The sequence below is a fragment of the Robiginitalea myxolifaciens genome (assembly GCF_900115205.1).
GTDB lineage: Bacteria > Bacteroidota > Bacteroidia > Flavobacteriales > Flavobacteriaceae > Robiginitalea > Robiginitalea myxolifaciens.
Map to the genome: position 1 here is coordinate 761,526 of NZ_FOYQ01000001.1, position 13,850 is coordinate 775,375.

The window sequence follows — 13,850 nt, forward strand, 5'->3', positions numbered from 1 at the left end:
CGTTTATCGGGATTGAAGCGTTTAATATTAATTACAATATAGTGGATACACTGAGCTACAAGACCTTGTCCGCCAACAGCAAGACCGTAACCAAAGAATGGGTACTGGTAGATGCTGAAGGGCAGCCTTTAGGCCGTATGGCCTCTAAAGTGGCCAAAATTTTACGTGGGAAGTACAAGCCCGACTTTACCCCTCACGTGGATTGCGGTGACAATGTGGTTATCATCAATGCTGAGAAGGTTAGCCTTTCCGGCAACAAATGGGACGATAAAGAGTACATCCGTTACACAGGTTATCCGGGAGGTCAGCGCAGGCGAACTGCTCGCGATCTGCACGCCAAGAAGCCAGAAGCCATCGTTGAGAAGGCTGTAAAAGGAATGCTCCCTAAGAATAAACTCGGTGCCGATCTCTTCCGCAACCTGCGTGTATACGCCGGAGCGGAGCACGATCAGGAAGCTCAGAAACCCAAAGCGATCAACTTAAACGACCTTAAATAATGGAGGTAATTCACAAAATTGGAAGAAGGAAAACAGCGGTAGCCCGTGTTTATGTTTCCAAGGGAAAAGGAAATATCAGCGTAAACAAGCGTGAGCTGAACACGTATTTCCCAACTCCTACCCTGCAGTATAAGGTTAAGCAACCTTTGGCCCTTACAGAAAACGAAAACGCTTTTGATGTAAAGGTTAATGTATATGGTGGTGGAATCACCGGTCAGGCCGAAGCTGTTCGCCTTGCACTTTCCCGTGCAATGGTAGAACTGGACGAGGAGAACCGCGGGATCCTGAAACCAGAAGGATTGTTGACGCGTGATCCACGAATGGTAGAACGGAAGAAATTCGGTCAGAAGAAAGCCCGGAAGAAATTCCAGTTCTCCAAGCGTTAAAATTTCCTGCTCGGATCATTTTTGGTCCGGGCATTATTATATGTTCAACGTCGCCTGGTGCGACACCTTTTTAACCCTGTTCCTTGAAAGACTTCCCGCCTGCGGGGAGTCATGCTGAGACCCGAAGGCCTTTTGGCCCGACGGAGCCCGCTTAGTTTAGCATCTAAATGACTAAGGCGCGTTTTGGGAGTATTCCCTAAACAACCACTTGGTCATTGCGCATTCAAAGAACGTAAACTAAATGAAAAATGGCTGTAAAAGCTGAAGTCAAAGACTTACTGGAAGCTGGGGTGCACTTTGGTCACCTCACAAGAAAGTGGAACCCGAATATGGCGCCCTACATCTACATGGAGCGCAACGGAATCCACGTAATCAATCTGTACAAAACTGTTGCCAAGCTCGAAGAAGCTTGCGAAGCACTGAAGAAAATTTCTGCTTCAGGCCGCAAAATCCTTTTCGTCGCTACCAAGAAGCAAGCGAAGGATATTGTTGCCCAGAAGATTTCTGAGGTCAACATGCCTTACATCACTGAGCGCTGGCCCGGTGGAATGCTGACAAACTTTGTCACTATCCGGAAAGCGGTCAAGAAAATGACGGCTATCGATCGCATGAAGAAAGACGGTACTTTCAACACCCTTTCTAAAAAGGAGCGTTTGCAAGTAGATCGCCTGCGTGCGAAACTGGAAAAGAACCTCGGATCTATCTCGGATATGACCCGTTTGCCCGGAGCTATCTTTGTTGTGGATACCATGCGCGAGCACATTGCCGTAAAGGAAGCCCAAAAGCTGAATATTCCGGTTTTTGCCATGGTGGATACGAACTCTGATCCCCGTCCTATAGACTTTGTTATTCCATCTAACGACGACGCCTCCCGCTCAATCGAAGTAATCATGAGCCGCGTTGCGGAAGCAGTTTCTGATGGTCTTGCCGAGCGCAAGTCCGAGAAGGCTGCCGAGAAAGAAGGGAAAGAAGAAAAAGCGACCGAAGCCAAAGCAGAAACCAAAGTAGCCGAAGCCCCTAAAGCAGAAGCGCCAAAGGCGGAAGCTCCTGTCGAAGCAGCTCCGGCCAAAGAGGAAAAGCCAGCAGCAGCTGAAGCGCCTAAAGCCGAGGAAAAGAAGGCAGCTCCTAAGAAAGAGGAAGCTCCTGCTAAAGAAGCGAAGAAAGAAGCCCCTGCCAAAGCAGCTAAAGCAGCTACCGCAGAAGATCTCACCAAGATCGAGGGAATTGGACCAAAGGCTGCTGAAGCCCTTACCAAAGCTGGAATCAGCACTTATGCTGCGCTTGCCGAAGCTAAGCCCGATGCCATCAAAGAAATCCTCACTGAAGCCAGCTCCCGTATGGCACACCTGGATCCAGGATCCTGGCCAAAGCAAGGTAAAATGGCTGCCGAAGGTAAGTGGGATGCCCTTAAAGAATGGCAGGACAACGCCAAAGGTGGCGTAGAATAAGGAGTAATTAGTAGATAAACCAAGCCGTAGTACGGCTTACAAACACTATAATAAAATGGCAAAAATCACTGCCGCTGAAGTAAATAAACTGCGAAAGGCTACCGGAGCCGGGATGATGGATTGTAAAAACGCATTGGTGGAAGCCGATGGCGATTTTGACAAAGCAATCGAAATCCTGCGCAAGAAGGGTCAAAAAGTTGCCGCTAAGCGCGCTGACCGTGAATCTTCAGAAGGAGCTGCTATCGCGAAGGTAAACGAAGGTAAAACCACAGGGGTAATTATTTCCCTCAACTGTGAGACCGACTTTGTAGCCAAGAACGAAGGTTTTGTAAACCTGGCCAATGAACTGGCTGAGCTTGCCCTGGCATACAACGATAAGGATTCATTCCTCGCAGCCGATTACAACGGCATGAGTGTTCAGGAAAAACTGACTGAGCAAACCGGGGTGATTGGAGAGAAAATCGAAATCGGAGGGTTCTCCAAACTCGAGGCTCCTTTCGTAGGTTCTTACATCCACGCCGGTAACAAGATTGCTACCCTGGTTGGGCTTTCTGCTGCGGTCAACGGAGCTGCTGAAGTTGCCAAAGATGTTGCGATGCAGGCTGCTGCCATGAATCCTGTTGCCCTGAACGAAGAAGGCGTTAATCAGGAGACTATTGATAAAGAAATCGAAATTGCCAAGGACCAACTTCGTCAGGAAGGAAAGCCGGAAGCCATGCTCGATAAAATTGCCCAGGGGAAACTCAAGCGTTTCTTCAAGGACAATACCCTGGTAAATCAGGATTTTATCAAAGACAGTAAGCAAAGCGTTGCTCAGTACGTGAAGTCTGCCGATCCTTCCCTGGAAGTGACCGGATTCGAGCGCGTAGCACTGGGATAAGTAAGTAGCGCTGGAATAAGCCTATTGGATTGTACCTGGAGTACCATCCATAACAAAAAGAAAGCCACCCGATTTGGGTGGCTTTTTTTATTCAGAAAATGCATATTCAGCGCGATGCCTGGCGGATGTAGACATTTCCATTGTATGTTTTAAACAGGTACTGTGGTCCGCCATTGCCTATTGCGCCGATAACCCAATCAGAGACTTCGACCTTTACCGAACCATCGGACTGTTTGCTTGAGGTAACCGTCTGACTTTCCTCAATAGCGATCTCAAAATCGGTAAAGACATCGCCCCAATCAGAACGTGCCTTGACCCGGGCATTCAAACGCGAAGGAAAGGTAACGTCCAGATGACCGTTCAGGCTGCTGAATGCCATACTGGCGTTCGGGTCTACACCCATAAAATCCACTGTAATATCTCCATTAATCGAGTCGGCAGTCACTGCCCCGCTCACCTTACTAAGGGATATGGAGCCATTAACATTGCTGAGTTCAAAACTCCCACTGAGATTACTTACCTCAATTTCACCGTTGTTGACCGTCTTCAGCTTTAACGAAAAATTACGCGGCACCTGAATATCAAAGTCTACAATTTTGTTCCAGCCTTTGTTTCTGATGTAGACCGTATTGTTGGATTCCTCCCCGGTTACCTTGCCGGAAGTAGTGGCTATTTTTCTCATCCCGTCTTTTACGGGTTCTCCGGTTTTTTTATCGGTTTCTGAGCCAAAGGTAGCCTTTACCTTTACGGTATTTCCATCGTAACCCGATACCCGGATTGATCCCTCGATTTGTTGCAAGACCAATTGGCCGGACTCGGAAGGCCTGCTCAGGGCAATTTCAAATAACTCTGATTGTTGTTGGGCCAACAAGGGATTCATTCCAATGACAAGGCCAACTATAGTGATCATTATAATGCGTTTCATAGCGCTATATTTTTTTGACATAAACATTACCATTGAGCGTTTCGAACTCATGCATTACCGCTCCTGATCCAATACGTATAACCGGCTTGGCTACATATTTGTAGCGCCCCTTTTTGTTCTTCCCACGATCTTCGGTTTCCGTTCGCGTATACTGGTCTCTTATCTCGAAGTCCGTATAGATTTCCCCATTCATGGATTCAAATCCTATCTCCGCAGATAAATCTTCCCGGAACTGAACGGTGACGTCCCCATTGAGTGAATAGAAACTGGATCCTTTGTCCGGATTGGCATGGTAAGAGATCTTCACTGCTCCATTGATGGCATTTACCTTGGTCTTGCCGGTTACGTCCTCCAGGGTAATCCCCCCATTGACATTCCCGGCCTGGAGCGTTGCTCCTCGCAATCCGCGAACCATAACTTCCCCCTGGTTAACAGTTGAGACTTTTAGATTTGTTGCTTGCGGTACCTTTACCCGGAAATTTTGGATATAACTATATCCGCGATCCCGATTACATTCCTTTCGCTCCTGGGGATCTAAATCCCAGGGGTTCTCGCTTTCACTACCCCATTTTACACAGGGACCTGTCATACGGACAACAGCCTTATCTCCGAGTCGGGTAGCCTCGAAATCAATTTCAGCAAATCCGGCTTCCAGGTTGGAGGCCTGCTCGGCTTTCACGATTCTTTCTACTTCTATCAGGATAACCGAACCGGGATAGGCCTCTACTGTAACAGAGCCGTTCAGGTTCCAAACTTCCAGTTCATTTGATCCTGATGGAAAGCTGAGTTCCCTGGAAATAACCTCCCGTTTTTCCAGTTGTTGTGCCCCTGCCGGAGCGATCGCTAAAACCAGGCATGTGGCGAGGATAAACTTGTAAAACTTCATGATTGTTGTAATTAAATTGATGAATAAACCGGGCACTGATATTTAGATTATTTGTTTTACAGATTCTTCCAGCGCCCTTCGGACAATAGAATCTGTTTGCTCTTTTTCTATGATTATGCGCAAGGGGGCCACCGAGCTTTGCTCCTGTATTTCTGCCATGAGCGCGGCCAGGGTAATCTGGAGCATGGGAGAATCCTGATGGGGAATTGCAGACACTAATCCCTCCCTCACGATAGGAATATCGGTATATCCCTTTAAGACTTCTACTGCAGCGAGGCGGACATTCACGTTCGAATCGGTGATCAAAGTCTGCAGTAAAGCCCGTATAACCTGCTCGTCGGCCGAAGACATTTCGGCAACCTGGTTAACCCCCTGCAAACGCCGTGAGGCTATCGGCTCCTCCAAAAGAGTCAGGATGGCATCGGGTGCCGACCCGGATTCTTCGGGGGACGTATTCGTGTCTACTAATTCAACCCCGGGAGTCGGCATTGGTTCCGTAGGGCTGCCGGGCTGGAAGACATACCGTCCCAACAAAAATCCGCCGAGGAGCAAACAGGCGGCCAGCAGCCAATTTGGGATTTCCGTTGTACCCGATTTCCCGCGTGTGATTGCTATGGGCTGCGTTTCATCTTGTATTCTTGAATCCAGCACATCCTCAAAGTTTGAAATTGCCTGCCGGGAAGCCTCGGGTACGGGCGCCGTTTCAAGGTGTCCCCACAGCACCCTCATGTCATTAATCTCTTGTTCCTTCTCCGGATTGGCGGTGAGAAAGGCTTGAAATTCCTGTGCTTCCTTCTCTGAGAGTTCCCCATTTAAGAAGGCTATGGACAGTTTTTCGTATTCAGATTCCTTCATTCCCATTATTCAACGGTTTTGATCATTATCTCGCGTAAAGCTTTTAAGGCGCGATGCGCGCGCACTTTGGCAGCGCCTTCTGTGCAATCCAGTATGGATGCGATTTCTATAAACGTCAATCCACGTAGTTTGCTTAAAACCAGTATTTCGCGTTGTTCAGCCGGAAGCGAATCCATGGCATTTCTTAAATCGCGTATGAGGCCCTCCCGAACACCCTCATCTTCCGCAAGCACTGCAGCAGATTTGGAAAGTTGCCAGGGTTCCCCGGTATAACTAACCGGGTGTTTTCCGTTGGCTTTAAAATGGTCGTACTGCAGGTTTCTTGCAGTACGGAATACCCAGGAAGCAAAGGATCCCGATCCGGAAAAGGTATGGCGATAGTCTATGAGCCGAATGAACAGGTTTTGCACCAGATCCTCACTCAGGGCGGCGTCCCCATTCATCTTATAAAAATATCCGAACAGCTTGCGATTATAGCGTTGGTAAAGCACCCCCATTTTTCTGAGGTCGCCGCCTTGCACTTGCTGCATCAGGCTCATGTCGGTTGGTGCGTTCAAGAGGGTTTATTCGTCTTTTATACCGGTAATACTTCTCAAAAAGTCAAAGGTTACAGAAAATACGCGAATTCTTTTTGGAAAAAGAAAAGCACCGCGAATTGCGGTGCTTTTCTTTTGATTCCAGCCTTGGTCTTTGGCAAAAACGGAACTATTTCCCCATCCAGGCTTTTCGTAAAGCTATCGCCTCTGCCGAAGCATCACTAGCTTCAAAAATACCTTTTTCAATTACCGTCGGCGTGCCCGCCTTGCCTTCCAGGGTAAGCAGCTCCCCGTCGCGTTCCACGACCATGGTAACATCCGTATCGGCGGTCCACCCAAAACTTTGGCCAATAACGTTGCGAATCGCTTCCAGGGTAATGTCCGTCCCGTTGATGTTCTTTATAATATCTCCTCCCTGGGCTCCCAATCCGGTAAAGAAGGTGTTTAGCGGGAACCCTTCGCGAACAAAGATGATATCTGTGTTATCCGGGTCTACATCGATAAAAGGAATCTGAGATTCCAGGTCTTTCAGAAAGTAGCCCGATGAAATTTCCTGTTCCCCCATTTTCAACCCGACTTCTTCCATCAGGGACGAGTAGTCTATAGGCGTATCCCCTACTACATGGGTTTCAAAAAAAGTAGCGATCTCAGGATAGGTCATGGCCACAATCTCGTCGATAAGGGCTTCGTCCTTAAAGGGCGTATCCACATCGTATTTTGCTGCCAGCTCCTTCATCAGGTCCAGAACACCGTAGCTTCCGTCGCTGAGTTGGAGGAGGCGGATATCCAGCGCCATATTAATCAGCGCTCCTTTCTCATAAACATTCGTGTACTCATCCTCATACTCCGGTTCGAGGACATTCGCGCTCATCTCAGTAAAAGAGAGGCTGTCGTTGTAACGCATGGAATTTTGAATCTTCCCGACGATCCTTTCGTAAAAATCTTCATTGTCTATCAGGCCTTCGCGGATCTGAAAGATATTGGCGAAGTATTCCGTGGTGCCCTCGTACATCCAGAGATGACGGGACATTTTCGGGTCGTTGTAATCAAAGTACTGTACCTCCTCCGAATGGATATTCAAGGGGGTAACAATGTGGAAGAACTCATGACTCACCACATCGACCATGGTCTGCTCCAACTGGTCTTTGGGCATCTGTTCCGGGAGTACAACTACCGTTGAAGTATGGTGTTCCAATGCCCCGAAGCCCATGGCATCCCCCTCGAGTGTTGAGAGATAAAGCAGGATGGCATACTGCTTAGTTCCATCGATGTCCCCCAGGAATGCCTTTTGTGCCTGCATCATCTTTTCCATGGAAGGCTTAAGGTCATTGGCCGAATAGACTCCATTGGGAGAATAAACGCTCAATATTACTTCGATATCTCCCACGTTAAAGGAAACCGGGTCGCTATTCGCCCATTGCATGGGGTTGTCGATAACGTCAAAATAGCGACCTGCATTGAATTGGTAGTTGCCGGATTCCGTGTGGACTACCGGGAGTGTGGTAACGGGTTTCAACGCTGCAGGAGCCTTGATATCTATTACATAGGGTATTTCTTTTAAGGTCCCAAAGTACCCCACGAACCCATGGAGATTCAGCATAAAGTGTTGCCCTTCCAGGATGTTGGTCCCTGCCGGGGAAAATGGGGCAGGATCTCCACCGCGCTCGCTGTCATAACTGTCATTTACCACATAGGAGATACGATCGAGCAAAGCGCCATTGCTAAACAGCCAGGTGTTATCGTCTTCACGGACTACTTCCAGGGTTTCCCCCTGATATCCGTAAGCCGTAAGGGATGCTACATAACGTCCATAATTATCTTCGCTGTACGTCCCGGGTACGGTTTTCGGGATTGAAAACCGGACCGGTCCTTCGGGAAAAGCCCCGGGGTCCACAGCGACGGTAAGCTGATCATCGGATACCGCGGTTAAATCTATTTGAACATTTATTGGAATTTCCGTTACGCCGGCCAATTTCTTCCCGGACCCGCAACCCGCAAGTAAAAGCAGGGTCAATACGCCCGCAAAAAGCTGTTTCATAATATGCGTTTTGAAGCAAAAATGGGGCTTTTACCCCAGAAGGGCCAGTATTTTAGAATTTAATTTTGATTATTTTTGTGCGGAATCAAGACGGCTCAAATGCAGTACAAAAGGATACTCCTGAAGCTTAGCGGGGAAGCCCTTATGGGGGATAGAAACTATGGAATTGACCCGGCTCGCCTGGAGTTATATGCAGATGAAATTGAGCAGGTACTCCAACGTGGTGTGCAGGTAGCCATTGTCATTGGCGGAGGAAATATTTTCCGAGGTGTTGCCGGTGCCAGTAATGGCATGGACCGGGTACAGGGAGACCATATGGGCATGCTGGCCACGGTTATAAACGGGCTGGCACTGCAGTCTGCCCTGGAAAACAAAGGCCTGGACACCCGTCTGCAATCTGCCATCAAGATCAACGAAGTGGCAGAGCCGTTTATCAGGCGCAGGGCCATGCGACACCTGGAAAAAGGGCGCGTCGTTATTTTTGGAGGTGGAACAGGGAACCCGTATTTCACCACGGATTCGGCCGCCGTGCTCCGAGCCATTGAGATCGAGGCAGACGTTATCCTCAAAGGGACCCGGGTAGATGGCATTTACACCAGCGACCCTGAAAAGGACAAATCGGCCACGAAATTCGATCAGATCAGCTTTCAGGATGTATTGAGCCGGGGGCTCAAAGTAATGGATACCACAGCATTTACGCTCAGTCAGGAAAACGAACTGCCTATCGTGGTATTCGATATGAATAAGAAAGGAAATTTACTGAAGATTGTCTCCGGGGAAAATATCGGAACGGTCGTCAATTTATAATAGCATGAACGAAGAAGTCCAGTTTGTAATCGATACGGCCAAAGAGGCCATGGAAAAAGCTATGGCCCACCTGGAAAAAGAGTTGGTCAAAATCCGGGCTGGTAAAGCGAGCCCTTCCATGCTCTCTTCTGTGATGGTGGAATATTACGGGAGCCAAACCCCACTCTCTCAGGTAGCCAATGTCAATACTCCTGATGCACGCACCATTTCTGTGCAGCCCTGGGAAAAGAGCATGATCCCCGAAATAGAAACGGCCATCATGAACGCCAACCTCGGGTTCAACCCCATGAATAACGGGGAAATGGTGATTATCAATGTCCCGCCGCTGACAGAAGAACGACGCATTCAACTCACCAAGCAGGCTAAGGCCGAAGCCGAAGATGCCAAAGTGAGTATCCGCTCGGCCCGGCAGGAAGCCAATAAGGACGTAAAGCAGTTGGATATTTCGGAGGACCTCGAAAAAAATGCCGAAATCGACATTCAGGAACTTACCGATAGCTATACCAAAAAAGTCGACGCCATCCTCGAAGTTAAGGAGGCGGAAATCATGAAAGTTTGATCGGCTTGGCTGGGCAAATGCAACGGAGTGAAACACTCCCGACAACTTCCAGCCGTACCCTATGGTAGCTAAACTCACACAAGGATTTTGGGCCCGTACCGCCAGGATCATTTTGCGAAATCGCATCCTGATCCTATTGGCGATCGCAGCGATCACGGTCTTTATGGGAACGCAGTGGCAGTATATGCGTTTTTCCACCTCAGAGGCCAACTTACTCCCCGACGACCATCCGGAAACGCTGGGGTATCAGGAATTCCTCAAACAGTTCGGCGAAGAGGGTAATGCGGTTGTCCTGGCCATTCGGGACAGTGCCTTGTTTACCCCGGAACGTTTTAATCAATGGAACATCCTGAGCAAACAGCTCGAAGCCTTTCCCGAGGTAGATCTGGTCGTCTCCACGGAAAACCTCAGGCGCCTGGTTCGGGACACTACTGCGAATGCCTTTGCCCTCCAACCCTGGTTGGAAGGGCCAGTTGCCGACCAGATGACCCTCGACAGCCTCAGCGGAGAACTCTTTGAGCGCTTACCATTCTACGAAGGCTTATTATACAATCCCGAAAGTAAGACCATTCAAACGGTGGTCTACATGGACAAAGACCTGGTGAATACCCCGGTGCGGAAAGACTTTGTCCTGAACGATTTGCGGAATCTGGTTTCGGACTTCGAGGAGGAGACCGGGATGGACGTTCATATATCCGGTATGCCGTACATCCGGACCATGAATTCGCAGAACATTATCGACGAGATCGGGATATTCATTGCCGGTGCCTTATTGGTAACCTCCCTGATCTTTTTCTTCTTCTTCCGATCCTTCCGGGCTACACTTATTTCGATTTGTGTAGTAGTTATTGGGGTGATGTGGGCCTTTGGTACGCTGGGATTACTCAAATACGAAATCACGGTCCTAACTGCCCTGATTCCTCCTGTAATCATTGTTATCGGAATCCCCAATTGCATCTTCCTGATCAATAAATACCAACAGGAAGTAAAAAAACACGGGAATCAGGCCCTTTCCCTGCAGCGGGTTATTTCCAAAATTGGGAATGCCACCCTGATGACCAACGTCACTACCGCCTCGGGGTTTGCCACTTTCATCATTACGGATAGTCAATTACTTTCCGAATTCGGTATTGTCGCCTCGATCAATATCTTGAGTATTTTCATTCTCTCCCTGCTGATTATCCCCATCCTGTACAGCTTTATGCCGCTTCCCAAAACCAAGCACCTGAAGCATTTGAACAAACGGTGGATCGACGCCTTTGTGAGTTGGATGGAACGCATTGTCCGCAATCACAGGATCGCGGTGTATATGGTGACCATTGGCACCCTGGTGGCCAGTATCATCGGGATGTATCAGATTCGAATATCCGGGAGCCCCATTGAGGATATGCCGAAAGGGGAGGAATTCTTCCAGGATATCCGCTTCTTTGAGCAGGAATTCGACGGGATCATGCCCGTTGAAATCGTAATCAATTCCCAACGTCGAAACGGTATCATGAAGCCGGCGACATTGCGCAGGATGGACCAGTTGGGCACTTACATCGAGGAAACCCCGGAACTTTCCCGTCCGGTTTCCGTGGTAGATCTGGTCAAATACTCCAAGCAGGCCTTTTACAATGGCATCCCAAAATATTATCAACTCCCCACCTCCCAGGAAAGTAATTTTATCCTGGATCTGGCGCGGAAATCACAGGACAACTCCAACCTACTGGAGAGCTTTGTGGATTCTACCGGGCAATACGCGCGCATGACCACGTATATGCGCGACATGCCTACCGAGCGCATGGAGGAAATAGAGGAAGACCTCAAGGCAGAGATCGCCAAGATATTTCCGGAGGAGCGTTACGAGGTATCCATGACCGGAAAGGCCTTGTTATTCCTGAAAGGCACCAAGTACCTGGTGCGTAACCTCGTACTTTCCCTCTCTTTGGCCATACTGCTGATTGCATTGCTGATGGCTTTCCTGTTCAGGTCCTTCCGGATGATTATCATTTCCCTGGTCCCGAACCTGCTTCCCCTGGTAATTACCGCTGGGGTCATGGGCTTTTTGGGCGTACCCATAAAACCCTCTACCATCCTGGTGTTTAGTATCGCCTTCGGAATTTCGGTAGACGACACCATACACTTCCTGGCCAAATACCGGCAGGAACTCAGCGCCAACCACTGGCGCATCCGAAAATCGGTATACGCAGCGCTACGGGAAACCGGAGTGAGTATGTTCTACACCTCTATCGTGCTGTTTTTTGGATTTTCCGTCTTTATCATCTCGAGCTTCGGGGGAACTGTAGCCCTTGGTGCCCTTGTTTCGGCTACCCTGCTTTTTGCCATGCTGGCCAACCTGATCCTGCTTCCTTCCCTCCTACTTTCCCTCGAACGGAGTATCGCCAATAAGCAGGTACTCAAAAAGCCTCAGATCGATATCCTGTCCGATTCGGATTCGGCAAAAAATTCTCCTCAGGCGGAATAATTGCACCGGCGGAAGCTGCCTTGTGTTCCTTGGATTCCTTTATATTTGCCCTTTCATTTAAGTTGGGAAATGAGTACTGTAAAAGATCTACTGAAGCAAAAACCATTACTCCAGGAAGTAACGCTTAAAGGTTGGGTGAGGACCTTCCGATCCAATCGGTTTATCGCCCTTAACGATGGTTCCTGTCTGGGTAACCTGCAGTGCGTGGTCGATTTCGAAAGCATGGATGAGGCCCTGTTACGCCGGATTACCACAGGGGCTGCGATCGCGGTTACCGGTACCCTGGTAGAGAGTCAGGGTCGCGGGCAATCCGTTGAGATCCAGGTTAAAGATCTTGAAATCTTAGGGGATGCCGATCCGGAAACCTATCCCATCCAACCGAAAAAACACAGCCTGGAATTCCTCAGGGAACAAGCGCATTTGCGTGTGCGTACCAGTACCTTCAGTGCTGTTATGCGTATCCGGGCAGCCCTGTCCTTTGCCGTGCACCAGTACTTTACCTCCCGCAACTTTTACTATTTCCACGCCCCCATCATCACGGGATCCGATGCCGAAGGTGCTGGAGAGATGTTCCGGGTTACCACCCTGGATCCGAAATCCCCTCCCCTCGACGAAACAGGAGAAGTGGATTATAAAAAAGACTTTTTTGGCAAGGAAACCAACCTGACCGTTTCCGGGCAACTGGAGGCAGAATCCTACGCCATGGGCCTTGGTAAGGTGTACACCTTTGGCCCGACCTTCCGGGCGGAAAACTCAAACACTTCCCGCCACTTGGCAGAATTTTGGATGATTGAGCCGGAAATGGCCTTCTACGACCTGGATGCCAACATGGATTTGGCCGAAGATTTTATCCAGGAGGTACTGAAGTATGTACTGGAAAACTGCCAGGAAGACCTGGAGTTTCTCGAGAAGCGCCTGGCCGACGAAGAGAAATCCAAACCGGCTGCTGAGCGTTCCGAAATGCCTTTGATTGAGAAGTTGCGTTTCGTAACCGACCAACCGTTTAAGCGGGTTACCTACACCGAAGCGATCGACATCCTTCGCAACAGTAAGCCGAACAAAAAGAAAAAGTTCCAGTTCCCAATCGACGAATGGGGTGCCGACCTGCAGAGCGAGCACGAACGCTTCCTGGTGGAAAAGCATTTTAAATGCCCGGTAATCCTCTTTAACTATCCTGCCAAGATCAAGGCTTTCTACATGCGCCTGAATGAGGATGGCAAGACCGTAAGGGCAATGGATGTGCTCTTTCCGGGCATCGGGGAAATCGTTGGCGGTTCACAACGTGAGGAGCGCCTGGACGTACTGGTAGAAAAGATGGAAGCCCTCGGGATTGAAGAGAAGGAACTTTGGTGGTATCTGGAGCTGCGTAAATTCGGAACGGCCCCACACAGTGGATTTGGCCTGGGCTTTGAACGCCTGGTACAGTTCGCTACGGGAATGGGGAATATCCGGGATGTCATTCCTTTTCCACGTACGCCGCAGAACGCCGAATTCTAAGGCGAATTCCTTATTTTTATGAGGGGTACGGGGTAAAATAAAACCCCTTTTCCCGAGTTAAGTACCCAA

The 13,850-nt window shown here is 49.1% G+C and carries 13 protein-coding genes; 8 read left to right on the plus strand and 5 right to left on the minus strand.

Going from position 1 to position 13,850, the window contains the following annotated elements; genetic code table 11:
- Positions 1-41 precede the first annotated feature (41 nt).
- The 4 genes from rplM (at position 42) to tsf (ending at position 3,211) form a co-directional block, all read left to right on the plus strand.
- The gene (gene rplM / locus BM318_RS03325; RefSeq protein WP_092980663.1) at positions 42-497 is read left to right on the plus strand and encodes a 50S ribosomal protein L13; all 456 of its coding nucleotides are present in this window, start codon (positions 42-44) and stop codon (positions 495-497) included.
- Complete coding sequence (gene rpsI, locus BM318_RS03330; protein ID WP_092980665.1) at positions 497-883, plus strand: 30S ribosomal protein S9; 387 nt, start codon at positions 497-499, stop codon at positions 881-883. Before rplM ends, rpsI begins: the two co-directional genes overlap by 1 nt.
- A 248-nt stretch (positions 884-1,131) precedes the next feature.
- Positions 1,132-2,331, plus strand: a complete 1,200-nt coding sequence (gene rpsB, locus BM318_RS03335; protein WP_092980667.1) for a 30S ribosomal protein S2 — start codon at positions 1,132-1,134, stop codon at positions 2,329-2,331.
- A 55-nt stretch (positions 2,332-2,386) separates the two neighbouring features.
- Complete coding sequence (gene tsf, locus BM318_RS03340) at positions 2,387-3,211, plus strand: translation elongation factor Ts (protein ID WP_092980669.1); 825 nt, start codon at positions 2,387-2,389, stop codon at positions 3,209-3,211.
- 106 nt (positions 3,212-3,317) lie between these two features.
- Here the strand turns inward: tsf and BM318_RS03345 are convergent, their stop codons facing one another.
- The 5 genes from BM318_RS03345 to BM318_RS03365 all read right to left on the minus strand — a co-directional run bounded on the left by BM318_RS03345 (position 3,318) and on the right by BM318_RS03365 (position 8,451).
- Positions 3,318-4,136 carry a DUF4097 family beta strand repeat-containing protein gene (locus BM318_RS03345; RefSeq protein WP_143099906.1) on the minus strand — a complete coding sequence of 273 codons (819 nt, stop codon included), beginning with the start codon at positions 4,134-4,136 and terminating at the stop codon, positions 3,318-3,320.
- Positions 4,137-4,140: 4 nt separating this feature from the next.
- Positions 4,141-5,022: a DUF4097 family beta strand repeat-containing protein gene (locus BM318_RS03350; RefSeq protein WP_092980673.1), complete on the minus strand. Its 882-nt coding sequence runs from the start codon at positions 5,020-5,022 to the stop codon at positions 4,141-4,143.
- 42 nt (positions 5,023-5,064) lie between these two features.
- Positions 5,065-5,877, minus strand: coding sequence for a HEAT repeat domain-containing protein (locus BM318_RS03355; RefSeq protein ID WP_218154982.1), 813 nt, complete (start codon positions 5,875-5,877; stop codon positions 5,065-5,067).
- Positions 5,878-5,882: 5 nt separating this feature from the next.
- Positions 5,883-6,434, minus strand: coding sequence for an RNA polymerase sigma factor (locus tag BM318_RS03360; RefSeq protein ID WP_143099907.1), 552 nt, complete (start codon positions 6,432-6,434; stop codon positions 5,883-5,885).
- 148 nt (positions 6,435-6,582) lie between these two features.
- On the minus strand, positions 6,583-8,451 hold the full coding sequence (locus tag BM318_RS03365) for a M61 family metallopeptidase (protein WP_092980679.1): 1,869 nt from the start codon (positions 8,449-8,451) through the stop codon (positions 6,583-6,585).
- Between the two features lie 99 nt (positions 8,452-8,550).
- On the opposite strand from BM318_RS03365, the gene pyrH reads away from it, so the two are divergent.
- The 4 genes from pyrH (at position 8,551) to asnS (ending at position 13,781) form a co-directional block, all read left to right on the plus strand.
- Complete coding sequence (gene pyrH / locus BM318_RS03370) at positions 8,551-9,258, plus strand: UMP kinase (protein WP_092980681.1); 708 nt, start codon at positions 8,551-8,553, stop codon at positions 9,256-9,258.
- A 4-nt stretch (positions 9,259-9,262) separates the two neighbouring features.
- Entirely contained in the window at positions 9,263-9,817 is a 555-nt protein-coding gene (frr, locus tag BM318_RS03375) for a ribosome recycling factor (protein ID WP_092980683.1), read from the plus strand.
- A gap of 61 nt (positions 9,818-9,878) precedes the next feature.
- Positions 9,879-12,284: an efflux RND transporter permease subunit gene (locus tag BM318_RS03380; RefSeq protein ID WP_092980684.1), complete on the plus strand. Its 2,406-nt coding sequence runs from the start codon at positions 9,879-9,881 to the stop codon at positions 12,282-12,284.
- 69 nt (positions 12,285-12,353) lie between these two features.
- Entirely contained in the window at positions 12,354-13,781 is a 1,428-nt protein-coding gene (asnS, locus tag BM318_RS03385; RefSeq protein ID WP_092980686.1) for an asparagine--tRNA ligase, read from the plus strand.
- Positions 13,782-13,850 lie beyond the last annotated feature (69 nt).